Genomic DNA, 21,983 nt, shown 5'->3' with positions numbered 1-21,983 from the left:
CGCCGCCGACTGCCGGCCACATTGCCAGTTGATGTTGCTAATGCAGGTCAGCGAATTGTTCGGCATTCTTCAGTCCTGGCCGTGTGGTCACAAGTGGCGGGATACCACCGCCCAGGCCCGCCAGGACTGGGCGGACGGAACGGTCCACTATCAGGTCGAAATCGACCTGCGCGGCGACAATAACGCCTCCACCCGCATGTACCGGTGGCCACAGCCCGGCCTGCGCGCCATGCGCTGGCCTCGATGTGGTCGGCGAGTCCGCGTTCCAGGCCGGCGTTGGGCTTGGCTCCGACGATGGCGCTGCGGATATCCCCGGCCGCGGTGGTCGTTGTGCCTATGCCCGGGGTTCCGGCGCGATCTCCTTGATCAGGCCCTCGACGAGCATCTTGATCTCGTCGCGGATCGGGCGGACGGCCTCGACGCCCTGGCCGGCCGGGTCCTCCAACTTCCAGTCGAGGTACCGCTTGCCGGGGAAGACGGGGCACGTGTCGCCGCAGCCCATGGTGATGCAGACGTCGGACTCCTTGACGGCGTCCACGGTGAGCATCTTGGGGACCTCGGCGGAGATGTCGATGCCGACCTCGGCCATCGCTTCGACGGCGGCCGGGTTGACCTGCTGGCCCGGGTTGGAGCCGGCGGAGCGGACCTCGACACGGTCCCCGGCCAGGTGGGTCAGCCACGCGGCGGCCATCTGGGAACGGCCCGCGTTGTGGACACAGACGAAGAGCACGGAGGGCTTGTCGGACATCGAAGGTCTCTCTTGGTCTCGCGCCTGCACGGCGGCGGAGGGAAAGGCGCCAATGCGTCAGCGCCAGGTGACATCAGTCACCGCTGATGTGACAGTATCAGTGCATGCTGACGTCAGTCGACACTGATCTGATCCGGGTTCTGGCCGACCCACTCAGGCTGCAGATCGTGACCCTCCTCGCCGAAGAGACGCTGTGCACCACCCACCTCGTGGAGGAGACCGGTGCCAGGCAGACCAACCTCTCCAACCATCTGAGAGTGCTGCGCGAAGCCCGGATCGTGGAGACGGAGCCGTGCGGCCGGTTCACCTACTACAAGCTGCGCGCGGACGTCATCGCATCGCTTGCCGGACAGTTCGCCGAGCTGGCCGAGTCGGCCCGCAGCGCCGCCGACAACAAGCGGTCCTGCCCCTGACCTGTCGCCGCCCCGGCGACCGCACCGAGGAGTCCTGTTGACCGTCACGCACGAGTCCGCCGCGGAAGCGGCGATACCCGACGCCGCCCCGCAGCCCGCTCCGGGCGCGACCCCGCCCCGCCGGCCGCTGGCCGCGCGGGCCGCAGCCGAACTCGTCGGCACCGCGGTCCTCGTCGCCGTCGTCGTCGGCTCCGGTATCCAGGCCACCGAGCTGACCAAGGACGTCGGGGTGCAGCTGTTGGCCAACTCCCTGGCCACCGTCTTCGGCCTCGGCGTGCTGATCCTCCTGCTCGGCCCCGTCTCCGGCGCCCACTTCAACCCCGTCGTCACGCTGGCCGAGTGGTGGACGGGCCGACGCGGCGGCGCCGGGGTGACGATCCGCGAGGCGGCCGTCTACATCCCCGCGCAGACTGCGGGTGCGATCGCGGGCGCGATCCTGGCGGACGCGATGTTCGGCATGCCGCTCGTGGAGTGGTCCACCCACGACCGCTCGTCCGGGCACCTGCTGCTCGGTGAGGTCGTCGCCACGGCGGGCCTGGTCCTGCTGATCTTCGGGCTGGCCCGCACCGACCAGCTGCGCTTCGCCCCGGTGGCCGTCGCCTCCTACATCGGCGCCGCCTACTGGTTCACCTCGTCGACGTCCTTCGCGAACCCGGCGGTGACCGTCGGCCGTACCTTCAGCGACACCTTCGCGGGCATCGCCCCCGGGTCTCTGGCGGGCTTCATCGCCATGCAGATGATCGGCGGCGCGGTCGGCCTGGCGCTGGTGGCACTCATCTTCGCGCCCGGTCGGAAAGCGGAGGGCTGACCAGTCTGCAGGGGAGTGCGTCCTCGCAACGACCGCTCGCTCGGCGGAGCCGCCACGCCGGACACGACTGCGCCTCTCCTCGCTTCAGCTGGATTCAGGCCGCGGTCGGCGCCATGGTCAGCAGCTTGCCCATCGCGGCCAGTACGGAGGGCTCGACCCGGTAGTACACCCAGGTGCCGCGCCGCTCGGAGGTGAGCAGCCCGGCTTCCTTGAGCTTCTTCAGGTGGTGGGAGACGGTCGGCTGGGAAACGCCGACGTCGGAGATATCGCACACGCACGCCTCGCCGCCCTCGTGTGAGGCCACCGCGGAGAACAGTCGCAGCCGCACCGGGTCGCCCAGCGCCTTGAACATCCGCGCGGCCGTCTCGGCCTCGTCCGCGGTGAACGGCCGCTCGGTGAGCGGCGGGCAGCACGGCGTGACGCCCTGGCCGTCGGGTTCGAGCAGCGGCAGCACCTTCGCATTCGACATGCGCCTATGTTGACACATGTCGAACCAGGCGGGCGAGGGTCACTGGCTCCGCAGGCGGGCGGCGAGACGGCGGCGGTGCGGTCAGCGTCCCGGCCAATTCCGCGCGGCGAGTTGGAGGACAGGGAGCGCTGCCACTCCACCCCGACGAAGGCCAGGCCCGGCACAGTGGCCGAGGCGCCGCCGCGGTGCACAGGCTGCCCGGCGGCGTCGAGCGCGCCGTCCAGGCCGGCAAGGTATGGCAGGTCGGGCCGGTAGCCGGTGGCGAGCACGATCGCGTCGGCTTCCTCCTTGGTTCCGCCCGTCCAGCAGACCTTCGCGCCATCGATGCCGCTGAAGAGCGGCCGCCGGTCCGGAGCGCCCTGGGCGAGGACGGTGCGGTAGCGGCCGTCGTCGATGACGAGCTGCGTGGGCGGCCGGCGCAGCAGGCCGCCGAGCGGGGTGATGTCCAGGCCGGTGTGCCGCAGCCAGAAGTGCAGGTCGCGCCCGGCGATCTTCTGGCGGGCGAACTTCGCCGGCGCGCGGCTGGCGGCGTGACCCGGGCGGCTGCGGCGAGTTCGGCGGCGATCTGCACCCCGGAGTTCCCCCGCACCCACCACCACGACCCGGTGGCCGGTGAAGGGATCCGGGCGGCGGTAGTCGGCGGCGTGCAGCACCGTGCCGGTGAAGCCGTCCAGACCCGGCAGGCGGGGGCGGTGGGGGTGGCCGAAACGTGCCGGACGCGGCGACCACGGCCCGCGCCGCCAGCGCGCCGCCGTCGGCGAGCTCCACCTCGAAGCCGGCGCCACCGCGCCGTACGCCGGTAACCCGGCAGCGCGTGCGGATGTCCGCGTCCAGGCGGGCGGCGTAGCTGGTGAGGCAGGCGGCGACCTCGTCCCGTTGCGGGTAGCGGTCCGGATTGCCGGGGAACGGCATGCCGGGCAGGGAGCTGTACCGGGCCGGGGAGAACAGGGTGAGGCTTTCGTAGTGCCGCGGCCAGGACCCGGCCGCGGCTCCGGACGCCTCCAGCACCACCCTTGCGCAGCAGGACGTGGGCGGCGGCGAGGCCGGACTGTCCGCCCCCGATCACCGAGACGTCGATGTGCTCCATGAACGAACCCCCTGGGTTCGATGAATGTCTATGTTGACGTCTGTCGATACAGGTGCCATGCTGGGCCGCGCAAGCCATCGACGGACGTCGAAATACGCAAGGAGCCGCCGTGAACGCGCCCGCCACCACCGAGCTGCCTGTCATCGTGATCGGCGCCGGACCCGCCGGTCTGGCCGCTGCCGCCCACCTCCTCGAGCGCGGCATCGAGCCCCTGGTCCTCGAAGCCGGCCCAGCCGCCGGAGCGGCGGTGCGCGAGTGGTCGCACGTGCGGCTGTTCTCCCCCTGGGGCGAGGTCGTCGACCCGGCCGCCGAGAAGCTGCTGGCCCCGACCGGCTGGACGCGGCCCGACCCGGCGACCTACCCCTCCGGCGGCGACTGGGCCGAGCAGTACCTGCAGCCGCTCGCCGACGTCCTCGACGAACGCGTACGCACCGGCGCTCAGGTCACCGGGGTCTCCCGGGCTGGCCGGGACCGGATCGTCGGCGCCGACCGCGACGCCCAGCCCTTCGTCATCCACGTCACCTACGCCGACGGCCGCCAGGAACGGCTGTTGGCCCGCGCGGTCATCGACGCCTCCGGCACCTGGACCACCCCCAGCCCCGCCGGCGCCAGCGGACTCGCCGCACTCGGCGAGCGCGCGGCCGCCGACCGGATCATCTACCGCGTCCCCGACCTGAAGGACCCGGCCGTCCGCGCCCGGTACGCGGGCAAGCGCACCGCCGTCATCGGCTCCGGCGCCTCCGCCTTCACCGCTCTCGCCTACCTCGCCGACCTGGCCAAGGCAGGCGGCGGGACCGGCACGAAGGGCGTGTGGATCCTGCGCCGCGGGATCTCCGGCTCCACCTTCGGCGGCGGAGAAGCCGACCAGCTGCCCGCCCGCGGCGCCCTGGGCCTGGCCGCCAAGGCCGCTGTCGAACAGGGTTACGCCGATGCGATCACGGGCTTCCGCACCGAGGTGATCGAGCGCGACGGCGAGCAGCTCGTGCTCGTGGCCGAGGACGGCCGCCGCCTCGACCCGGTCGACGAGGTGATCGTGCTGACCGGCTTCCGCCCGGACCTTTCCTTCCTGTCCGAGGTCCGCCTCGGTCTCGACGAGCGCCTCCAGGCCCCCGTCGCGCTCGCCCCGCTGATCGACCCCAACCAGCACTCCTGCGGCACCGTCTACCCCCACGGTCACCGGGAGCTCTCCCACCCCGAGCAGGGCATCTATCTGGTCGGCATGAAGTCCTACGGCCGCGCCCCCACCTTCCTCGCCATGACCGGCTACGAGCAGGTCCGCTCCGTCGCCGCCGCCATCGCCGGCGACCTCGACGCGGCCGACCGCGTCGAACTGACCCTGCCCGAGACCGGGGTGTGCGGCGGCGCCGGCCTCTTCGACGCCCCCGAGGCCGACCAGAGCGGCGGCGGCTGCTGCGCCCCGGCGCCCCAGCTAGTTCAGCTCGGCGCCCCCGCCGCGGTGGCCGTAGGCCCCGCTGCCGAGGAGGCTCCGGCGGGCGGCTGCTGCGGTTCGTGACCGACCTCAACACCCCAGCCCGCGGGGCCAGGACCGGATCGGGGGACCGGTCGCGGCCCCGCGCCGCCCTGCCGTGAACCTGCACTTCGGATACACCGGTCTGCTGAACTTCGGCCAGGTCGGATTCATGCTGGTCGGCGGCTACGGCCTCGCCATCACGGTCTCGACGTACGGCGGCCCGATGTGGCTCGGCGTCCTGGGCGGAATCGCCTGCGCGATCGTGCTGGCCCTGCTGCTCGGCCTGCCCACCCTGCGGCTGCGCGCCGACTACCTCGCGATCACCGATCGCGGTGGGGGAGACGCTACGGCTCTTCTACCGGTCCAGCTGGGCCGAGCCGGTCACCGGCGGGGTGTTCGGGCTGCAGCGCTTCGCCAACGACTTCTACGCCCTCAGCCCCATCGAACCCGGCACCTACGGCGTGTGGCTCGTGAGGTTCAGCTCCCGCGACCTCTGGGTGATGATCGTCGGATGGGCGCTGGTGGCCGTGGTCGGAGGCCTCCTCGCCGGTGCTGGCGGCCGACGAGCTCGTCGCCGGCTACGTGCCGGGCGTCGACGTACTGCGCGGATGCAGCGTCGAGGTGCGGCCAGGCGAGGTGGTCGGCGTGATCGGCCCCAACGGCTCGGGCAAGTCGACCCTGGTCAAGGCCGTCTTCGGGCTGCTGCGGGTACGCAGCGGCACCGTGCGGCTGCATGGGCAGGACATGTCCGGACTGCCCGCGCACGAGCTGGTCCGGCGCGGCGTGGGCTACGTACCGCAGCTGCAGAACGTGTTTCCCACGCTGACCGTCGAGGAGAACCTGCGGATGGGCGTGTACCTACGGCCCAAGGAGCACACGCGGCGGGTCGCGGCGGTCGAGGCTCTTCCCCCTGCTGGCCGACCGCCGCAAGCAGAAGGCCGGCGCCATGTCCGGCGGCGAGCGCCAGATGCTCGCGATGGCCCGTGCCCTGATGATGGAGCCACAGCTGCTGCTCGACGAGCCGTCGGCCGGCCTGTCACCACTCCATCAGGACCACGTCTTCGACCGGTGCAGAATGATCAACAGCGCGGGTGTCGCCGTGCTCATGGTCGAGCAGAACGCCCGCAGGTGCCTGCAGGTCTGCGACCGCGGCTATGTCCTCGATCAGGGCCGCAACGCGTACACCGGCACGGGCACACGGCCCTGCTGCACGACGAGAAGGTGATCGAGCTCTACCTCGGCCCACTCGCCCGCGTCCGTTGATCTCCGCTGTCGGTCCTCTCCGTCACTCCTCGGCCCTGCTCGTCTCGGTCCGCAGGGTCTGCAGCTTGCCTTTGTCGTCGTAGCCGTACACCTCGATCGACGCATGGCCGGGTTCGCCCTTGTCGGTGAAGTCGAGCGGGCCGCTCACACCGTCGTAGTCGATGTCCTTGCCGTCGGCGATCAGCTCCTTGCAGGCAGCGAACGAGTTGCACTTGTCGCCGTCCTTGGTGATCCCGTTCATCTCCTTCAGTAGTCGCCCGGATCGTCGGACTCCGCCTTTTCGGCGGCGAGCGCGATCGTCGTCGCGCAGTCGAACACCTGCGGCGCGAACTGCAGCTCCTCCAGATCAGGCGCGAACTCCTGGAGGCCCTTCACGTACTGCTCGTTCGACGCCGAGGCCGGCGCCGTCCCCTTTTCATCCCGGAGAGCCTTTCGGGCTCGCCCGGGGCGACCAGCGAGGGCAGTTCCTCGCTGCGCAGGCCGTCGGCGCCGTAGACGCCGATCTGGGCGGGTCCGAGTCCGGACTCGATCATGCCCTGCAGGATCTGCGTGCCCTCCGCGAAGGCGATCACCACGGCGGCGTCCGGGTTGGAGTTCTCCATCTGCTGGACGACCTGGTCGAAGTTGCTGGCCTTCGGGTCGTAGGTCTCGGCCAGCGTCGCCGTCGCACCGCGCTCCTCCAGCGTCTTGCGGGTGGCCTCCATTAGGCCGCGCCCGTAGTCGTCCGCCCGTGCGACCGGAGCCACCCGGTCGTGACCGTCGTCGCGGACGACATCGGCCAGGATGGGACCCTGCAACGCGTCGCTCGGGACGGTACGGAAGTAGAAGCCGTCGTCCTCGTAGTCGGTGAAGGTCGGCGCGGTGTTCGACCCCGAGCACTGCACGACGCCCGCACCGGTCACCCGGTCGATGAACGCCAGCAACATGCCGCAAGCCGCGGCTCCGACGATCGCGTCCACGCCTGCCGCCAGGACCCGGTCCGCCGACTGGGCCGCAACGGCCTCCTGGCCCGCCTCGTCACTGGAGACCACGGTCGGCACGGACTTGCCCAGAACCCCGCCGGCGTCGTTGATCTTCTCTAGCGCGAACTTGAGAGACTCGATCTGCGGCGGGCCGAGGTAGGCCAGCTGTCCCGTTTCCGGCAGGACGTAGCCGAACTGGAGCTCACCATCGCCCGGATCGGCCTGGGCGGTGCCCGTCGTACCGCAGACGGCTATCACAAGAGCGGCTCGCGAAGATCGCGAACCGCCGTATCGACGCTTTCATCTCCGCCTCCGCTCGTACAGGCGGCGGTGGTCGACTGGCCGGCCATCGCCCGTCATCCGTACATGAGACCAGATCTCACAAGGAGTCCGGAAAAGCACGGAACATACGCCTTTTCGATTGGGTGTGCTCGGCCGGCCTGGCAGTCACGGAGGAGGCGAACGTGGCCAGGGTTACGACGCTCGCGCGAGTCGCACGATCGCCGCGATCGACCGGTCGACGTCGGCCTCGGTCGTGGAGTGACCGGAGACCGAGATGCGCATCAGCCGTCTGCCGCGCCAGGTGGTGGCGCCCATCCAGCAGGTGCCGTCGTCCTGCACGGCCTGCACCACCCGGTCGGTGCGGGAGTCGTCGCCGAAGCCGACGAGGACCTGGTTGAGCGTCACGTCGTTGACCACGTCGAAGCCCGCCGCCGTCAGGCCGTCGGCGAAACGGCGGGCGAGGGAGCAGCAGCGGTCCACGAGGGCGGCGATGCCGTCCCGGCCGAGTTCGCGCAGCGCCGCCCAGGTGGCGAAGCCGCGTGCGTGACGGGAGGACTCGACGGTGTAGTCGGCCCCACCGACCGGAGCGCCGTCGGCGCGGGTGAGGTAGGAGGCGGTGTACGACAGAGCGTCGGCGTGGACGGCGGGGCGGGAGCAGAACGCGTAGCCGCAGTCGTAGGGCACGTTCAGCCACTTGTGGCCGTCGCAGGCCCAGGAGTCGGCCAGCTCGACCCCGTCGACGAGGGTGCGGGTCGCCGGGCTCGCGGCTGCCCACAGGCCGAAGGCGCCGTCGACGTGCACCCAGCCGCCGTGAGCGTGCGTGACATCGCAGGCGGTACGGAGATCATCGCAAGCCCCGGTGTTCACGTTGCCCGCCTGCGTACAGACGATGGCCGGTGTGTCCGGGTCGGTTGCCAGTACGCGGCGGAGCTCCTCGGTGTCCAGGGCGCCGCGTTCGTCCGTGCGGACCGTGTCCACGCAGTCGGTGCCCAGGCCGAGCAGCCGCAGTGAGCGGTCGATGGTGGCGTGACGCTCATCGCCCGCGACCACCCGCAGACGCGGGGCGCCGCCCAGCCCCTGGTGCGCGACGTCCCAGCCGGCCTCGGTGAGCAGGTGCTGCCGGGCGGCCGCGAGTCCCGCGGTGTTGGCCGCCTGCCCGCCGGTGACGAACCCGGTGGACGCCGTGGCGGGGAGCCCGAGCAGGTCCTTCAGCCAGGCGCCTGCCGCCTCCTCCGCAGCAAGGGCGGCGGGTGAGAGCGCGGCGTTGAAGGCGTTCTGATCCCACCCGGCGGCCAGGATCTCCGCAGCGGTGGCCGCGGGCAGCGCCCCGCCGACGACGAAACCGAAGAAGCGCGGCCCCGCAGTGGCGACAAGCCCCGTCTCGGTAGCGGCCACCAGCTCGTCGATCACCGTGAGTGGGTCGGCGGGGGAGTGGTTCAAGGGGCGGGAGAAGGCGGTGCGCAGGGCTGCGTGGTCCACGGGACGGGCCACCGGCCGCCCGGGCAGCGAACGGCGGTAGGCGGCGGCATGCTCGGCGGCGTGACGGATGATCCTGGTCAGCTCGTCCATGCCCGGACCGTAACCGCCCGTCCGAGCGGCCGGGAACGGCCAATGGGGGGAGACTGGCCTGCGCTCCCGTCACCGTCCCGCAGCAGGGCTGTCAGGGTGCCGGCGATGGCGACCACGCCCAGGGCCTGCGGGCCAGCGAGCGGCGCACCAGCTGCAGAACACGGGGAGGCGCCCGGTGCTGCACGAGATTCAAAGGAACCACCGTGGCACTGGCAGCCTCGTGCTGCCCGTTGTTCCGTGTCGGGCACTGCGTCCCGCCGGTTCGACGAACGCACACGCGCGTCGACGTTGTCCGGGCCCTCCTTCGCGACGGACGATGCTACGAACCCACGCCGCCCGTCGCTCTCGCGGTTTGACAGACCCCGTGTGGAATCAGTCAGCCGTCCGTGGCAAGGCGGTCGAGCCATTCGCTGAGGAGGTGTTGTTCCGCGCTGCTGAGCGTTGTCTGGTCCGGCAGGAGGGCCTGCAGGGTTCGGGCGGCGTCGGCGAGGCCCGCGTCCTGCACCACGGGTTGTTCGTGGGTGACGGCGGCGACCATGGATTCGCGCAGAGTGGTGAGCAGGGCCGGGTCGCGTTGGTCCTCGGGCAGCGACAGCCAGGTGAGCACGGCGCCGCGCGCGGTCGCGTGGATGAGAGCGGCCGCGAGCTGCTCGTCGACGCGGAGCCAGCCGCCGGCGGCGAGACGGCGGATGCGCCCCAGCAGGATCTGCATGCCGGCCTGGAAGGCAGCCGATGCCGTGCCGCGTTGGGGGTCGCTGTACATCAGCGCGTACAGCTCGGGGTTGGCGAGCCCGAACTCCACCGCGAGGTCCCAGCCCGCCCGCAGATCTTCCAACGGGTCTTCAGGGCGGGTGTCCCTGTGTTTTGTCGCGAGGAAGGTGGCGTGGCCGTGCTCCAACACTGCCTCGAGGAGCCCGTCCTTGTCGCCGAACAGGCGATAGATCGCAGGGGGCTGTGTCCCGGCGGCCGCCGCGACCGCCCGGGTGGTCACCGCGTCGCGGCCCTCGCGCGCGAGCAGGTCCGCCGCTGCCTCAACCACCCGCTGCCGGGTGACCTCACGGGCGTCGGCTCCAGGCTCCGACGCTGCGACGGGAAAGGCACCGTTCTTCGCTCCCTCAGACATGAATCAATGATAGCGCCCTCTTGCTTCCATTGATGATATCGGTGTTATCGTAACGCTGGTATCACTGGAAGCGGCGAGAGAAGAGGAACGCGCTATGCCTGAGAAGCTGCGCATCGTAGGCCTCGAGGAGCACGTGGCCCTGCCGGTCCTGCTCGATGCCTGGACACGGGCAGGGGTGCCGCAGATCCCCCAACTCGGCTACGGCGACGAGCCGATAGCGCAGCGGCTGCGCGACGTGGGCGACCGCCGCCTGGCCGACATGGACGATCAAGGCGTGGACGTCGCCGTGCTGTCGCTGGCCACACCCGGCGTGCACAATCTGACCGCGGCGGACGCCGTCAGCGTGGCGCGCGAGGCGAACGACGCGCTCGCCGAAGTCGTCGACGCCCACCCCGACCGATTCCAGGCGCTCGCGGCCGTCCCGACGCCGGCACCCGAAGCCGCCGCCGCGGAGTTGGAGCGCGCGGTCACCCGACTCGGCTTCCGCGGCGCGATGCTGTACGGGCGCACCGGTGACAAGCCTGCCGACGCGCCGGAGTTCGACGACCTCTACGCCACCGCCGAACGGCTCCGGGTGCCGCTGCACTTCCACCCCCAGACCCCTGTGAGCGCGGTCCAAGAGGCGTACTACTCGGATCTGCCCAACGGAGTCGGCCGCGCGCTCGCGACCGCCGGCCTGGGCTGGTACTACGACCTGGGCGTGCAGTACCTGAGGATGATCTTCTCCGGCGTGTTCGACCGCCACCCCCAACTGCAGGTGATCGCGGGGCACTGGGGCGAGGTCGTCCTGTTCTACCTCGACCACATCGGTGTCCTGCAGGACATGGCGAAGCTGGAGCGGCCACTGGCCGACTACTTCCGCCAGAACTTCTGGGTGGCGGGCAGCGGAACGGTCAGCGAGCGCTACCTGCGGTGGACAGCTGAGGTCGTCGGAACCGAGCGGATGCTGTACTCCACCGACTACCCCTACACCTTCGGAACGCGGCCCGGCGGCTTCCCCTTCCTCGACACCAGCCGCGGAGTCGCCCGCTCGTTCCTGGAGCAAGCACCGTTCATCGAGGAGGAGAAGGCCGCCATCGGGTCCGGCAACTGGGAGCGGCTGACCGGGCACACCGCCACCACGCAGGGCAGCAGCCGATCCGCAGACGACCACGCCGACAGCACTTCGTGCGATCAGTGATAACACCGGGGTGTCCGGACCGAACGCGGACGCGTTCTGCTGCGGATTCGGGGTCCGTCTCCGGCGGAGGGACGACGCAGACACCGGCTGCGTGACGATTGAGCAGGGCGCGGCGGAGGCTGGCGTAGCGGGCTTCGTACTGCCGCCGCAGTTGGCCGGTCCGCATGGCCGTGGTGAGCCGGGGGGTCGTCCATCTCGGGATACTGCGCGCGCCCCCTCTCTGAACAGGGGCAGATGACCTTCACCGGGTCGCCGTCGTGCGGTACGGCAAACGCTGTAGCAGTGCCACAGGGCGTCCCTGCGAATACCTCTGTGACGCTGGTGGATCTGACGCACGGACTCCTGGCTTCGTGGGGGCAGGGGAGGAATGGTCTCAGGAGTGGACTACCCCACACCGGCAACCGCGCAGGCTCGGTAAGTGGTCGTGTTCGAAGACAGTGGAGGTCCCGCGCCCGTCCGTCGGGCGTTTCCGTGATCTCGCATAGGGGGACTCGCCGTCCGTGGTGGCGTATGGAGCGGAGCAGAGGGTGCGGTTGCCGGCGTTGCGGGCCGGGTGGCTGACGCAGACGTTCGTGCACTGGCCCTACCCGCCCGAGACGGTGCAGGCCCTGTTGCCGGAGGGCCTGGCGGTGGACGTGCGCGAGGGAGCTGCCTGGGTGGGGCTGACGCCCTTCGTCATGGCAGAGGTACGGCCTCCCGGCGTGCCGGCCTGGCTGCCTGGAGTCCCGACCTTCGCGGAGACCAACTTGCGGACCTACGTCCGCCACCGGAACGGGCGCGACGGGCTGTGGTTCCTCTCCCTCGAGGTCGCCTGCCCCCTGATGACGGCGGCTCGTGCCGTCGGCGCGCCGTACAACCCCGGCACCCTCAGCGTCTCCACCGGCGGGGATACCGTCTCCTACGCCGGTTCGAGATGGGGCGGTGGGCCCTCCTATCGCCTGATCGTCCGCCCCGGCGACTCGATCGAGCCGACGGAGCGGGACGTATGGCTGACGTCGCGCTGGCGGGCGTACACACGCCAGCTCGGCATGCTCTGGGAGACGCCCGTGGAGCACGAGCCCTGGCCGCTGGCCGACGCCACCGTCGACGTGCTGGAGGAGACCCTGACCACCGCGGCCTGCCTGCCCGCCCCGCTGACCGAGCCGGTGGTGCACTTCTCGCCAGGCGTCCGGCACGTACGGCTGGGCCCCTCCCTGCCGTCTGCCCCACGACCGCGTCCGGCCTGACGACCGGGCCACGCCCCGCGCGAGCGGCAGCGGGTGGTGGCGAAGGCCGAGCGGCTGCGCTGACCCCTGGGGCCGTCACTCCCCAGCGCGAAACACCATCGTGGTGCAGACCGGCGCCAGGGAACAACGGGACGCTGCTGTCCCAGTGGGCGGAAAACATAACGGGGGAGGGACTTGGCCCGGTCGACGGCTGTCTGCCTGCGACCCACTTGCTACAGCGCACCGTGGGGCTCATATGCCACCCCGGGTATGGCGGCTGGTTCAGCGGGTGCCTGCCCGGCAGCCGGGCCGCCTGGTGCTGCGCGTGCTCGGCAGCGGACTGGGCGTCTGTCACGACGTCTCCTCGCTCAAGCGGCAGGTCCTCGTAGATCGGGGGGTGATGTCCCTCGTTCTGGGCGAGGCACCACAGAAGCAGGCCTCTCCAGTACGGCATCCCCGAGACGGAACCCGGCTTCTGGGACAGGTACTCCCACTGGATGGCCGGTATCCAGCGTGAACAGGGTCCCGCACAAGGCCTGCCGGTCCGGCACCCGAGGCCGGCCCTCCACCAGCTTCGGTGCCGGATCGGGCAGTAACGGCTCGATCAGCGAGCACAGTTCATCCGACAAGATCCACGGCCGCGACTGTCGCTTTCCCACAACCAGACCAACGACCATCCACACCGAAAGTCATACGATCACAACTTCCGCTAGAGCCAGTGATGTCCTCGTGATGCGGACCGCAGGTTGATTACCAAACGGGTCGACCCGTAAGTTAACTGGGTATGAGTTCCTTCCCGCCCTCCAGGGGACGTCCCAGAGACCCCCGCTCGCACGAAGCGATCGTCAGCGCGACCGGAGAGCTGGTGATCGAAGTCGGCTACGCCGCGACATCGATTGGGGCGGTGGCTGCCCGTGCCGGTGTCGGCAAGGACACGGTCTACCGGCGGTGGTCGGGCAAGCCGGAGTTGGTCTTCGAGGCCGTGTTCACGACCACCGACCATGCTCCGCCCCCGGACACAGGAACGCTGGCCGGGGACCTGACCGCGCTGCTACAGAGCCTGGTCGACGAGTTTCACGCACCTGCCGCTGCAGCGGCGCTCCCGGGGCTTCTCGCTGACTTCGCCGCCGATCCAGTCCTGAAGGCGCGCATCCGCAGCGACTTCCTGGCCCCGTCGAAGGAGCGGCTGCTGATTGTCTTTCAGCGCGCCGTGGTGCGCGGCGAGATCGCGGCCGACACGCCCGTGGACCTGGTCCTGGACACTCTGGCAGGAGCCGTGTTCTTCCACGTCGGCCTGGTCGGGGAACACCCCGACCCGCAGCTGGCTGGCCGGCTGGCTGCTGTCATCGCCAAGGGAATCGAGATCCGATGAACGGCTGGCTTCTCGCAGCGGGTATCACGGCGTTCGGTGTGGCCGTCGCGCACATCGTCGGCGGGCACCGGGATGTGGTGCGCCCGCTGCTGTCGTGCGGACTCGCAGACGAACCCAAGCGCGTCCTTCATGCCGTGTGGCACATGGTGAGCGTCGATCTGGTGCTCTCTGCAATCGCTCTGGTCTACCTCTCGCTGACGGACGGTACGTCAGGGACTGGCCTGGTGGCGTGGTTCGTGGCCGCACATTTCATCGCGTACGCAGCCGCTTTCCTGGTTGTCACGCTGTCGGTCGGCTGGCCGAAGCCACTGCTCCGGCTGCCACAGTGGATTCTGCTCCTGCCGGTCGCGCTTCTGACAGTGGCTGGCGCCGCGTAGCGGCACCCACGGAGAGATGCGGCAGCGGCGCAGGTCACCGGGCACCCGCCGCACCGGCCCGATGCCGGAGGTCGCCGCCGCGGTGCCCCGCACCGCCAGCGTTCACGCCGTGCCCCAGCCCGTAGAGGCACCAGGCGTAAACGGAAGCGGCAGCGTGAGTGGCCCCGCACGCGCACCAAGGGACGGTGGTGCACGCCTGCCGGACACAGCGGGGAGGACACTGCCCGGCTAGGGCGCCTGTGATCTCAGTGGTGGGCCGTTGGGCTTCCGCGAGGTTGGGCCCGGCGGAATGCCGCTGGGCGCCCCTCGGGGCGGCGGCGAGCTGGTGGAGGCAGGCGAAGGCTGGCTTGATGCAGGGCTCGGGTGAAGATGCCGTCGAGGGCGTAGCGGACGAAGCGGGTGTAGACCGTCTTCCACGGCCCGTAGCGTTCCGGCAGGTCACGCCAGGAGATCCCGGTCCGGATCTTGTAGACCATGCCGTTGATCACCCGGCGGTCTTCCACCCGCGGACGCCCTGTCGAGACTCTCGGTATGAGCGGAGCGAGTAACTCCCACTCCTGGTCGGTGAGTTCATGACGGTGTACAACCCCACCATGATCCACCATCTAGCGATCTTTGAAGACGGACCCTAGCGAACGCACCCTGCAGTGTGCAGTGGACCGCGTACTGGGTGTCTCCCCGCTCCGCTTCGCGCAGGCCATACGACTCGAGCAAGCCGCCCGCCTGCTGCGCACCACCGACCTTCCGACAGACACGGTCGCCCGCCGGGTCGGATGCGAGAACGCCTCGACACTCACGACGTTGTTGCGTGACAGGCTAGGCGTCACCCCCGGCAGGCTGCGCCGCCCGACAACCCCCTGACCGCCCCTCGCCGCCCTTCCACAACCCGGTCCTGCTCGAACCTGTCAAAACGATCGACAAAGGCAGAAACGAAGTCGAGCGCACGATCAACGCCCTCAAGAACTTCCGGGCCGTGGCGACGAGGTTCGACAAGCGTGTCTATGTCTTCCAGGGCACCGTGACCGTCGCAGCAATCCGGCTCTGGCTTCGGGGGTAGATCCATTATCTCGGTGCGGGGATGTGTCTGTCACCGTTCTCCGGAATGATCTTTACATCCGATTTGCACCTCTAGGCTTGCGGGCGGACGCAACGCATGGATCTGACCTGGGAGTTGAGAGTGGCGCACGATGTTGCCGCGCTGGCGGTGGAACTCACGGATATGGCTGCTGCCGATCACGAATCCGCAGTCCGCGCGAACAGCGATGACCCCACCGAGCAGCTGGCGTGGCGGCGACTGACCGCTCGGCACGGTGACCGGCTCAACGAGATCATGGAGGAGTACGGCTGGCCGACGGCGGAACTGGTCGGCGAGGAGGCCGCACGCGCGGCATGGCTCATCGCTCAGCACGCCGACCGGCAGCTCGACGTTCAGCGTCGCGCCCTCCAGCTGATGCAGCAGGCGGTGTTGGCAGGCTCGGCCAGCCCGCGCGAACTGGCCTTCCTGCGCGACCGCACGCTGGTCAATGAGGGCCGCAAGCAGGTCTACGGAACTCAGATCGCCGGTGTGAAGGACGGGGCCCCGGTTCCTTGGCCCTGTGAAGAGCCCGACCGCAGGGACGAACTCCGTGCGGAGGTCGGCATCGAGCCCTTCGACGAGTACGTCGCCAAGTTCTCCATGGCCTGACGCCCCCTTCCCGCTCGCGTCCAGTGGATCACTGCCCGTGCTCACCTGCCGCGGGCAATGATCCACCGGACAGGTAGTACCTCGTTGGGTTCTGGATCTGCTGGTCGGCAGGGGGCGGCCGCAGGTGGTGCAGGTACCGGTCCAGCACTTCAGCAGGTCCTGAAGGACATCGAGGACCTGGTAGAGGCCCAGGCCGGCATCTCGGCTCTTGGGTCGAGCCGTCGCAGGGTGAGGAAGGCCTGGGCGGCGGTGACGAGCGTGACGTGGTGGTGCCAGCCGCGCCAGGTGCGGCCCTCGAAGTGGTCCAGGCCCAAGCCGTGCTTGAGCTCGCGGTAGTCGTGCTCGACGCGCCAGCGCATCTTCGCCCATCGCACCAGGTCGGCGACCGGTTCATCGTCGTGGCTGGCCTTGAGGTTGTACTCCGTCTTGCCGTCCAGCACTCGCAGCCGGTCCAGCAGGTGGTCCGCATGGGCAGCGCGGGATGGCACAGCCCGTCCCCGCCCGACGGTGGCGACATCGGATGGGCAGTACGTGCCCCTGGAGGTCGTGTCTGCATGGTCCGTGCGGCGCTGCGGGGACCGCGATGGGTGACGGCCGCTGGGGCAAAGAGTTGATCAGGTGGCGAGTGCGGTCATGACCCCATCCCGAGTGACGAGATGTGTTGTGCCGAGGAGCGGGGGCGCAGGGCGTCGACCATCGCCGTGAGGGGGTGCGTGTGGGCGGCGGCCGTCTGCCGGGCGGGGGCTTGTCGTTTGGCGAGTTTGTGCAGCAGACGCGCGCGGCCGTCTTCCTGCATGCTGGCCGCGCTCGGCGCCCTGCCGTAGGCGCTGCGGGGGCCCCGGAACGGCCGCAGCATCGGCTAGAGGCAGGACGACCGCTCCGGGCACTGGACGGCCCCGTCAAACCACGCCCAGCACTTCACCATGCCTCCCGGCCCGTGCCAGCGGCGTACCGCCCTGCATATAGCCAGAAGGCGCACCCCTACGCCGACAAGCCCGAGGCTGGAGATGTTCACCGGGATGCTGAGCGAGGGGCATCTGCGCGCGTTCGACCAGCTTCCGGATCTGTGGCCCGGTGCCGCACCGGCCAGGACGGAGAGTGCGCACGTCTTTCTGACCGATCTGGGCCGGCAAGTCCTGCGGGAGGTCACCGGCCGGGGCGCAGGCGAAGGCGGCGAGGCAATGCCCCATCAAAGGAACGCTGCCCGGCCGTGCCTACGCCACCCCCCCGTGCCCGGAGCAGAGGTGGCACCTGGCCGGCGGTGGGTGCCGATCCTGGACGGGATCGAGCGTCTGGGCGCCTGAGCGTCGACGCGGTCGCGGGCGTCGACGTCGACCAGTGCGAGCGCTGGCCTCCCTGGTGGGACTATGGGGGTCAGCAAACGGCCGCACAGCGACGCACATGCCCGCCTGGCGCGCACCGAGGAGATGAACCTCGCCGCCGACATGTAGTGGCACCTGATGCCACACGCTCGTTCGCCAACGACCATGTGGCGATCGCTGCGGCGATGGAACCGGCCTACGAAGTCGGTGACGCTTTCGACTACGCGGTCGTCGGCGTTCAGGTCCACCTGGCCGTCTTCGACGCCATTTCCCCAGGGGTAAGTTCATGTAATTCCCCACCCTCGTGACTGAAACGGCCGCGCATTTGATTGAGGTCTTGTCAGTGCGGTCCAGTCGCTGGGCGCCCGGTTGCTGGTGATGATCAGGGACCGTCCCTGCCGCTCGCTGACCAGCTCATAAAGGTCGTCCGCCTGGGCCGTGGTCAGCTGGCGCATCGCGAAGTCGTCGAGGATGAGGACGTCGGGTCGGACGAGTTCGCGGATCCGTTTCTCCCAGGTGCGGTCCGCGTGACCGCCGGCGAGGTCGGCGAGGATGCGGCTGGTCTTGGCGAAGCGGACGCGGGCGCCCTGGCGGACGGCGAGGTGGACGAGGGCCTGGGCGATGTGGGTCTTGCCCAATGCCGACCGGGCCGAAGAAGTGTCGGGGGTCGTGACGGTGGCGAAGAGCCGGGACGGGCCGTGGAGGAAGGCGGTGGCTCCGGCGTCTCCGCTGGTCTCGGGCTCGGTCTCGGTGCCGGCGATGAGGATGCCCTTGATGGCGCGGCAGGACGGGTCGCCGACCGCGATGGCCATGGCGCAGGCGGCTTCCAGCCGTGTCTCGCCGTGCTTCTTCCGCAGCCTGAAGAACCCCTGGGCAGCGCGAAGCTGATAGAGACGTTGACTTCCAGCAGCTGGTCGATGACCTCGCGGCAGGCGTCGCCGATTTTGGACGCCATCCGAACCACGGGACGAGGAACATGAGCAGCTCCGCGACGACCAGGTCCCTCGATCCCGACCTCCGCGCTACCCATGGCCAATCAGGAGAGTGCGGCATGGGAAGTTACATGACGCTCAAACCGGCCAAGCTGGGGAAACACTTGATCGTCGACAGGCCCCACATTTCCCGTCCGGACGGCAGCTACGGCTGGTCGGGAAGAGCTGGCGGTCGAGTGCGGCGGCGATGTAGCCCTTGTCGGCCAGGATGAGCAGACCGGGCCGCTCACCGGTCAGGTGCGGTTCGTTGTCGAGCAGTGCGGCCAGGACCTGCCGTTCGTCGATCTTGGGGTCAGCCAGGGCCCAGGTGACCGGCAGGCCGGCCGGAGTGCACACCAGGTGCAGCTTCAGACCCCAGTAGAAGCGTGAATGGGAGCGGCAGTAGCCGTAGCTCGCCCACCCCGCCAGGTCGGAGCGGCGCATGGTCTCACGGGAGCGGGCGCACTCGACGGGCGAGGAGTCCACGATCCACAGCGGGTCCAGCCACAGGTCGGTGTCTGCGCCCAGGGACCGGATGGCCCGTTTGACCAGGCCCAGCGCGGCCCGCAGGCGTTTGTTGTAGGCGGGCCGCTGGGGCAGGTAGGGGAACAGGCCGTGCAGGTGGGCGTGGGCGAATCGCAGCCAGCGGGCCTCGCAGTGGAAGCCCAGCATGGCTTGGGCCACGGCCAGGGTGACCAGTTCAGCGTCGGTCAGCCGGGGCGGTCGGCCCTGTCGGGGCGAGGTCTTCAAGCGGTCGTCTATGTGCACGTACAGTGCGGTCAAGAGGGTGTCTAACTCGGTCGTCACAACCCGATGTTGGACACCCTCCCTGCGTCTGTGAACCCCGCCAACGGAACTACTCGTCTAGTTCAGAGTGCGATCACGATGGACCATACGCTGAAAAGGAGAGCTGTAACCGCCCGGGCCGCTGACATGAGCACCTACTGTTGTGGGCTCTGGTCGGTGATGTGCTGAGCGGAGTCGCGGGCCTGGTCGGCGACGGTGCCGGTCTGATCGCGGGCTTCATCCTGGGTGGCGCGGACGGCCTGGCCAGCGGTGTCCTTCACTTCCTCCGCCGCGCTCTGTGCTGCCTTTTGGGCGCCTTCCTTCAGGTTCTGCGCGGACTCGATTGCGGCCTGCTTCGCCGGTTCGAGGACTTCTTGACCCTGTTCGATCAGGCCGGATGCGGCCTGCTGTTCGCTCTGCGAGGTCGGCAGCAGAGATGAGGCCAGCACCCCGGTGCCGAAGGCGATCAGACCGGCGGCCAGCGGATGCCCTTGCGTCTGTCGCATGGCCTGTTCGGGCGCCTGCCTGACCGCCTCACCGGCCTGCTGGGCCGCGTCACGGGCAGCACCGGTCGCCTCTCCGGCGCCTTCCTGCAGGGAACCGGCTGCCGACTGAGCGTTGCCTGCGACGCTGTGTGCGGTGTCGGAGGCGGAGCCCATGACCCGGTCCCGCAGGCCGGTGACCTTGCCGCGCACTCGGTTGGTGCGGCGGTGGACCATCTGGCGGGGGCTGGCCCGGTCGGCGAGCCGATTGACATTGGTGGACAGGCGGTCGCGAGTGGCGTCGATGTCCGCTCTCATCTGGTCGGGTGACGTGCCCATTGGGCGTTCTCCTTCATCGTTTCGACGGTCTGTTCGGGCGTGGGGGAGACGGTGCGCATCCGGGCGCGGCCCCGCGCATAGAGGACGGCTGCCACCGCGGCCCATACCGCGGTGACGATCAGCGCGGCCCAGCCGCCGTCCATCACGTTGGCCAGGCCCAGGACGGCGGCCAGCGACAGAAACAGCAGGGTCATGTAGCCGGCGAACCCGGCGCCCCCGTACATGCCTGCCGCCTTGCCGGCCTTGGTCGCTTCCTGCCTGACCTCGGTCTTGGCCAGCTCCACCTCCTGACGGAAGAGGGTCTGGGCGTCTGAGGTCACCTGAGACAGCAGCTCACCAACGGAATGGTCCTCACCGTAGGGGCCGCCCTGGTTCGGTTGGATGGAGGGCATCTCACACCCCCGGATGCGGAGGCGCCGACAGGTCACCGGCAGTCGGACTTGTGGGCGGCACGGGCGGCGCTGTGTACGGCGCTGCTGGTGGTGACACCGGCTGCGGTGGGGTCCACTGACCAGCCCCCGGCGGCGGCATCGGCATGTCGGGATCAACCGGATCCTCCGTTCGCACCGCTCCCGTGGACTGCTCCTGCCCGCCGTCGCCGGACTGCGCGGCCTTGCCCGCCACCTTCCCCAGACGCCCCACAGCCAGCCCGGCCAGCAACGCCCCGCCCAGGAACAGCCCGGGACGCCGACGGGCGAAGCTCTGAAGGTCGCCGACGATGCCTTCGACCCCCTGCTTGTCCACATAGTCGGCCGCCCGGTGTCCGCGGTCGGCCACCTGGGTCACGACGCTGCGGGCAGGCGAGTCGCCCGGAGCCTTCTCCGCAAGCTCGGCCAGATCCTGTGCCCACTGCCGCAGCACTCCCGCGGCCCGCTTGGTCTGCCCTTCGGCTTCGTCCACGGCACGGCTGCGCAGATCCTGGACCACGGAGTCAGCCTGTTGCCGCGCCTCTCCCGCGACCTGCTTCGCCTGTTGGACGGCGGTTGATGCCACTTGGCCTGCGGCCTGTCTGGCCTGATCGGCGGTGGCCGACGTCTCGGCCATGGCTGTCTGCCCGGCCTGCTGCAGCTTGCCGCCCCTATCACTCACGGACTCACTCATCAGCACTCTCCTCTAGCCCCATGAACCTCATGCTTCATCCGAGTGGCTGTTTGGAGGGTATTTACACCCATCCGAGAAGAATGCGTGAATGTGTGGGTGGTTGAAGTCCGCGCATACGAGGGTGGTAGGCCGTTCTCCTGCTCGATTCGCCTCGCTCCTGAATTCGCGGGCCACAAGCGATGATCAATGTGGCATTGCGGGCGGGCCGCGGGGACACAGCTGCGACGCGGCCCGGCCACGATGTGCCGGAGACGACGTCGTCATGTCCGTGCTCCGCCTACCTGGAGCGCAGCAGCACCGCCAGCCCGCGTGCATGGCGAGCTGGGCGCGGTAGCCGAGCCCACTTGGGCTCCATTGCCCACCGGGGGGCGACCCGGGTAAGCGGGCGAAGCCCGCGACTCGGGCGCAGGCCATCGAGGCGCTACGCCAGCAGGTACCGGCGCGTACGAAGTGCAGGCCGGACCCGGCGCTCGGCATCGCGGACTAGGTGCTGCACGGCTGGCGTCCCGGCCTTCTTGGCCCCTTGTGTGTGATCGTCGCCTGCCAAACGGATGTCTTGCGCTCCGGGAACGGGCAGGCGTACTGGAAGTAGACCAGACCTCTTGATGGAGAGCCGGTGATGACGACTTCCCGTGCGCAGCGCCCCTTGCCCGTGGACGGTCGTGATGACGTAGTGGGCCGGCTGGAATGGGAGAACGCGCAGCTGCGCCGAGCGGTCGATTCGCATGCGACGGTCGATCAGGCCATCGGCGTGCTCGTCGCGGTGCACCGGCTTGAGCCGGCGGCCGGGTTCGAGGTACTGCGGGAGGTCTCCCAGCAGACCAACACCAGGCTGCACACGGTTGCGGAGATGGTGCTCGGCTGGGCGCTGAGGAAGGATCGTCTGCCACCGCCGGTCGACCAAGAGCTGGAGGCAGCCCTACAGCGCCATCTGGATGCTGGGGACGGCATGGACCAGCCTGGCTAGTG

The 21,983-nt window shown here is 69.7% G+C and carries 25 protein-coding genes and 4 pseudogenes; 15 read left to right on the top strand and 14 right to left on the bottom strand.

The genetic code is table 11. From position 1 onward, the window contains the following. Positions 1-334 precede the first annotated feature (334 nt). Positions 335-748 (bottom strand): arsenate reductase ArsC, encoded by a 414-nt coding sequence (locus tag ACFZDI_RS11850; protein ID WP_391249757.1) that lies wholly within the window; start codon positions 746-748, stop codon positions 335-337. Between the two features lie 104 nt (positions 749-852). Here ACFZDI_RS11850 and ACFZDI_RS11845 point away from each other — a divergent pair, with 104 nt between their 5' ends. Together ACFZDI_RS11845 and ACFZDI_RS11840 are read left to right on the top strand one after the other, a co-directional pair. Then, on the top strand, positions 853-1,161 hold the full coding sequence (locus tag ACFZDI_RS11845) for a helix-turn-helix transcriptional regulator (RefSeq protein WP_234847055.1): 309 nt from the start codon (positions 853-855) through the stop codon (positions 1,159-1,161). Positions 1,162-1,198: 37 nt separating this feature from the next. Beyond that, positions 1,199-1,969: an aquaporin gene (locus tag ACFZDI_RS11840; protein ID WP_391249755.1), complete on the top strand. Its 771-nt coding sequence runs from the start codon at positions 1,199-1,201 to the stop codon at positions 1,967-1,969. Between the two features lie 94 nt (positions 1,970-2,063). Here the strand turns inward: ACFZDI_RS11840 and ACFZDI_RS11835 are convergent, their stop codons facing one another. Next, entirely contained in the window at positions 2,064-2,438 is a 375-nt protein-coding gene (locus ACFZDI_RS11835; protein WP_234847053.1) for a helix-turn-helix transcriptional regulator, read from the bottom strand. Positions 2,439-3,634: 1,196 nt separating this feature from the next. Here ACFZDI_RS11835 and ACFZDI_RS11830 point away from each other — a divergent pair. The 4 genes and pseudogenes from ACFZDI_RS11830 to ACFZDI_RS11815 all read left to right on the top strand — a co-directional run bounded on the left by ACFZDI_RS11830 (position 3,635) and on the right by ACFZDI_RS11815 (position 6,221). Next, positions 3,635-5,038, top strand: a complete 1,404-nt coding sequence (locus tag ACFZDI_RS11830; protein WP_391249752.1) for an NAD(P)-binding domain-containing protein — start codon at positions 3,635-3,637, stop codon at positions 5,036-5,038. Positions 5,039-5,111: 73 nt separating this feature from the next. Beyond that, positions 5,112-5,645 carry a hypothetical protein gene (locus ACFZDI_RS11825; protein WP_391249750.1) on the top strand — a complete coding sequence of 178 codons (534 nt, stop codon included), beginning with the start codon at positions 5,112-5,114 and terminating at the stop codon, positions 5,643-5,645. Beyond that, positions 5,546-5,875, top strand: a pseudogene (locus ACFZDI_RS11820) (ATP-binding cassette domain-containing protein); the annotation flags it as partial. The gene ACFZDI_RS11825 and the pseudogene ACFZDI_RS11820, both read left to right, overlap by 100 nt. A gap of 31 nt (positions 5,876-5,906) precedes the next feature. Then, positions 5,907-6,221: an ATP-binding cassette domain-containing protein gene (locus ACFZDI_RS11815; protein WP_391251073.1), complete on the top strand. Its 315-nt coding sequence runs from the start codon at positions 5,907-5,909 to the stop codon at positions 6,219-6,221. Positions 6,222-6,281: 60 nt separating this feature from the next. Here ACFZDI_RS11815 and ACFZDI_RS11810 read toward each other — a convergent pair whose 3' ends face one another. From ACFZDI_RS11810 to ACFZDI_RS11790, 5 genes are all read right to left on the bottom strand, one after another. Beyond that, positions 6,282-6,500 (bottom strand): hypothetical protein, encoded by a 219-nt coding sequence (locus tag ACFZDI_RS11810; RefSeq protein WP_391249748.1) that lies wholly within the window; start codon positions 6,498-6,500, stop codon positions 6,282-6,284. Between the two features lie 5 nt (positions 6,501-6,505). Further along, positions 6,506-6,634 (bottom strand): hypothetical protein, encoded by a 129-nt coding sequence (locus tag ACFZDI_RS11805; protein ID WP_391249746.1) that lies wholly within the window; start codon positions 6,632-6,634, stop codon positions 6,506-6,508. Beyond that, complete coding sequence (locus tag ACFZDI_RS11800) at positions 6,631-7,479, bottom strand: ABC transporter substrate-binding protein (RefSeq protein ID WP_391249744.1); 849 nt, start codon at positions 7,477-7,479, stop codon at positions 6,631-6,633. The genes ACFZDI_RS11805 and ACFZDI_RS11800 overlap by 4 nt, the downstream gene beginning before the upstream one ends. A 216-nt stretch (positions 7,480-7,695) precedes the next feature. After that, positions 7,696-9,072: a pyridoxal-dependent decarboxylase gene (locus ACFZDI_RS11795; protein WP_391249742.1), complete on the bottom strand. Its 1,377-nt coding sequence runs from the start codon at positions 9,070-9,072 to the stop codon at positions 7,696-7,698. Positions 9,073-9,448: 376 nt separating this feature from the next. Beyond that, the gene (locus ACFZDI_RS11790; protein WP_391249740.1) at positions 9,449-10,195 is read right to left on the bottom strand and encodes a TetR family transcriptional regulator; all 747 of its coding nucleotides are present in this window, start codon (positions 10,193-10,195) and stop codon (positions 9,449-9,451) included. 94 nt (positions 10,196-10,289) lie between these two features. Between ACFZDI_RS11790 and ACFZDI_RS11785 the strand changes: the two genes are divergently transcribed. The 4 genes from ACFZDI_RS11785 (at position 10,290) to ACFZDI_RS11770 (ending at position 14,329) form a co-directional block, all read left to right on the top strand. Beyond that, positions 10,290-11,375: an amidohydrolase family protein gene (locus tag ACFZDI_RS11785; protein WP_391249738.1), complete on the top strand. Its 1,086-nt coding sequence runs from the start codon at positions 10,290-10,292 to the stop codon at positions 11,373-11,375. A 500-nt stretch (positions 11,376-11,875) separates the two neighbouring features. Continuing rightward, positions 11,876-12,601, top strand: coding sequence for a DUF2071 domain-containing protein (locus ACFZDI_RS11780; RefSeq protein ID WP_391249736.1), 726 nt, complete (start codon positions 11,876-11,878; stop codon positions 12,599-12,601). Between the two features lie 763 nt (positions 12,602-13,364). Next, positions 13,365-13,952, top strand: coding sequence for a TetR/AcrR family transcriptional regulator (locus ACFZDI_RS11775; RefSeq protein WP_268839706.1), 588 nt, complete (start codon positions 13,365-13,367; stop codon positions 13,950-13,952). Further along, positions 13,949-14,329, top strand: a complete 381-nt coding sequence (locus ACFZDI_RS11770) for a hypothetical protein (protein WP_234849754.1) — start codon at positions 13,949-13,951, stop codon at positions 14,327-14,329. Before ACFZDI_RS11775 ends, ACFZDI_RS11770 begins: the two co-directional genes overlap by 4 nt. A gap of 245 nt (positions 14,330-14,574) precedes the next feature. On the opposite strand, the gene ACFZDI_RS11765 is transcribed toward ACFZDI_RS11770, so the two are convergent. Then, positions 14,575-14,934: a transposase gene (locus tag ACFZDI_RS11765; protein ID WP_391249733.1), complete on the bottom strand. Its 360-nt coding sequence runs from the start codon at positions 14,932-14,934 to the stop codon at positions 14,575-14,577. A 10-nt stretch (positions 14,935-14,944) separates the two neighbouring features. On the opposite strand from ACFZDI_RS11765, the gene ACFZDI_RS11760 reads away from it, so the two are divergent. The 3 genes and pseudogenes from ACFZDI_RS11760 to ACFZDI_RS11750 all read left to right on the top strand — a co-directional run bounded on the left by ACFZDI_RS11760 (position 14,945) and on the right by ACFZDI_RS11750 (position 16,013). Beyond that, positions 14,945-15,190 (top strand): helix-turn-helix domain-containing protein, encoded by a 246-nt coding sequence (locus ACFZDI_RS11760; protein ID WP_391249731.1) that lies wholly within the window; start codon positions 14,945-14,947, stop codon positions 15,188-15,190. 58 nt (positions 15,191-15,248) lie between these two features. Further along, positions 15,249-15,386 (top strand): annotated as a pseudogene (locus tag ACFZDI_RS11755) (IS5/IS1182 family transposase); the annotation flags it as partial. A gap of 96 nt (positions 15,387-15,482) precedes the next feature. Continuing rightward, on the top strand, positions 15,483-16,013 hold the full coding sequence (locus ACFZDI_RS11750; protein WP_391249729.1) for a DUF6624 domain-containing protein: 531 nt from the start codon (positions 15,483-15,485) through the stop codon (positions 16,011-16,013). Between the two features lie 149 nt (positions 16,014-16,162). Here ACFZDI_RS11750 and ACFZDI_RS11745 read toward each other — a convergent pair whose 3' ends face one another. From ACFZDI_RS11745 to ACFZDI_RS11720, 6 genes and pseudogenes are all read right to left on the bottom strand, one after another. Next, entirely contained in the window at positions 16,163-16,501 is a 339-nt protein-coding gene (locus tag ACFZDI_RS11745; RefSeq protein ID WP_391249727.1) for a transposase, read from the bottom strand. 1,118 nt (positions 16,502-17,619) lie between these two features. Beyond that, positions 17,620-18,147 carry an ATP-binding protein gene (locus tag ACFZDI_RS11740; protein ID WP_391249725.1) on the bottom strand — a complete coding sequence of 176 codons (528 nt, stop codon included), beginning with the start codon at positions 18,145-18,147 and terminating at the stop codon, positions 17,620-17,622. A gap of 342 nt (positions 18,148-18,489) precedes the next feature. After that, positions 18,490-19,113, bottom strand: a pseudogene (locus tag ACFZDI_RS11735) (transposase); the annotation flags it as partial. A 134-nt stretch (positions 19,114-19,247) separates the two neighbouring features. Further along, positions 19,248-19,913 (bottom strand): DUF3618 domain-containing protein, encoded by a 666-nt coding sequence (locus ACFZDI_RS11730; RefSeq protein WP_391249723.1) that lies wholly within the window; start codon positions 19,911-19,913, stop codon positions 19,248-19,250. Next, positions 19,889-20,305, bottom strand: coding sequence for a phage holin family protein (locus ACFZDI_RS11725; RefSeq protein ID WP_391249721.1), 417 nt, complete (start codon positions 20,303-20,305; stop codon positions 19,889-19,891). The genes ACFZDI_RS11730 and ACFZDI_RS11725 overlap by 25 nt, the downstream gene beginning before the upstream one ends. Before the next feature lies 1 nt (position 20,306). Next, positions 20,307-21,014 carry a hypothetical protein gene (locus ACFZDI_RS11720; protein ID WP_391249719.1) on the bottom strand — a complete coding sequence of 236 codons (708 nt, stop codon included), beginning with the start codon at positions 21,012-21,014 and terminating at the stop codon, positions 20,307-20,309. A gap of 379 nt (positions 21,015-21,393) precedes the next feature. Here ACFZDI_RS11720 and ACFZDI_RS11715 point away from each other — a divergent pair. Together ACFZDI_RS11715 and ACFZDI_RS11710 are read left to right on the top strand one after the other, a co-directional pair. Then, a pseudogene (locus ACFZDI_RS11715) lies at positions 21,394-21,501 on the top strand (DUF6233 domain-containing protein); the annotation flags it as partial. Between the two features lie 132 nt (positions 21,502-21,633). Next, a complete protein-coding gene (locus tag ACFZDI_RS11710) occupies positions 21,634-21,981 on the top strand; it encodes an ANTAR domain-containing protein (RefSeq protein ID WP_391249717.1) in 348 nt (115 codons plus the stop codon). The last annotated feature ends 2 nt before the right edge of the window (positions 21,982-21,983 follow it).

It is taken from the genome of Streptomyces sp. NPDC007907, from assembly GCF_042959365.1.
Classification (GTDB): Bacteria; Actinomycetota; Actinomycetes; order Streptomycetales; family Streptomycetaceae; genus Streptomyces; species Streptomyces indiaensis.
The sequence above is the reverse complement of the archived record's forward strand: the minus strand, read 5'-3'. Positions and strand labels throughout refer to the sequence as shown.

Excerpts from the sequence above, each read along its gene's own strand:
- ACFZDI_RS11850 (WP_391249757.1), bottom strand. The coding sequence starts at position 748 with ATGTCCGACAAGCCCTCCGTGCTCTTCGTCTGTGTCCACAACGCGGGC.
- ACFZDI_RS11845 (WP_234847055.1), top strand. The coding sequence starts at position 853 with ATGCTGACGTCAGTCGACACTGATCTGATCCGGGTTCTGGCCGACCCA.
- ACFZDI_RS11835 (WP_234847053.1), bottom strand. The coding sequence starts at position 2,438 with ATGTCGAATGCGAAGGTGCTGCCGCTGCTCGAACCCGACGGCCAGGGC.
- ACFZDI_RS11810 (WP_391249748.1), bottom strand. The coding sequence starts at position 6,500 with ATGAACGGGATCACCAAGGACGGCGACAAGTGCAACTCGTTCGCTGCC.
- ACFZDI_RS11795 (WP_391249742.1), bottom strand. The coding sequence starts at position 9,072 with ATGGACGAGCTGACCAGGATCATCCGTCACGCCGCCGAGCATGCCGCC.
- ACFZDI_RS11790 (WP_391249740.1), bottom strand. The coding sequence starts at position 10,195 with ATGTCTGAGGGAGCGAAGAACGGTGCCTTTCCCGTCGCAGCGTCGGAG.
- ACFZDI_RS11785 (WP_391249738.1), top strand. The coding sequence starts at position 10,290 with ATGCCTGAGAAGCTGCGCATCGTAGGCCTCGAGGAGCACGTGGCCCTG.
- ACFZDI_RS11775 (WP_268839706.1), top strand. The coding sequence starts at position 13,365 with ATGAGTTCCTTCCCGCCCTCCAGGGGACGTCCCAGAGACCCCCGCTCG.
- ACFZDI_RS11770 (WP_234849754.1), top strand. The coding sequence starts at position 13,949 with ATGAACGGCTGGCTTCTCGCAGCGGGTATCACGGCGTTCGGTGTGGCC.
- ACFZDI_RS11765 (WP_391249733.1), bottom strand. The coding sequence starts at position 14,934 with ATGGTGGATCATGGTGGGGTTGTACACCGTCATGAACTCACCGACCAG.
- ACFZDI_RS11750 (WP_391249729.1), top strand. The coding sequence starts at position 15,483 with ATGGATCTGACCTGGGAGTTGAGAGTGGCGCACGATGTTGCCGCGCTG.
- ACFZDI_RS11740 (WP_391249725.1), bottom strand. The coding sequence starts at position 18,147 with ATGGCCATCGCGGTCGGCGACCCGTCCTGCCGCGCCATCAAGGGCATC.
- ACFZDI_RS11730 (WP_391249723.1), bottom strand. The coding sequence starts at position 19,913 with ATGGGCACGTCACCCGACCAGATGAGAGCGGACATCGACGCCACTCGC.
- ACFZDI_RS11725 (WP_391249721.1), bottom strand. The coding sequence starts at position 20,305 with ATGCCCTCCATCCAACCGAACCAGGGCGGCCCCTACGGTGAGGACCAT.
- ACFZDI_RS11720 (WP_391249719.1), bottom strand. The coding sequence starts at position 21,014 with ATGAGTGAGTCCGTGAGTGATAGGGGCGGCAAGCTGCAGCAGGCCGGG.
- ACFZDI_RS11710 (WP_391249717.1), top strand. The coding sequence starts at position 21,634 with ATGACGACTTCCCGTGCGCAGCGCCCCTTGCCCGTGGACGGTCGTGAT.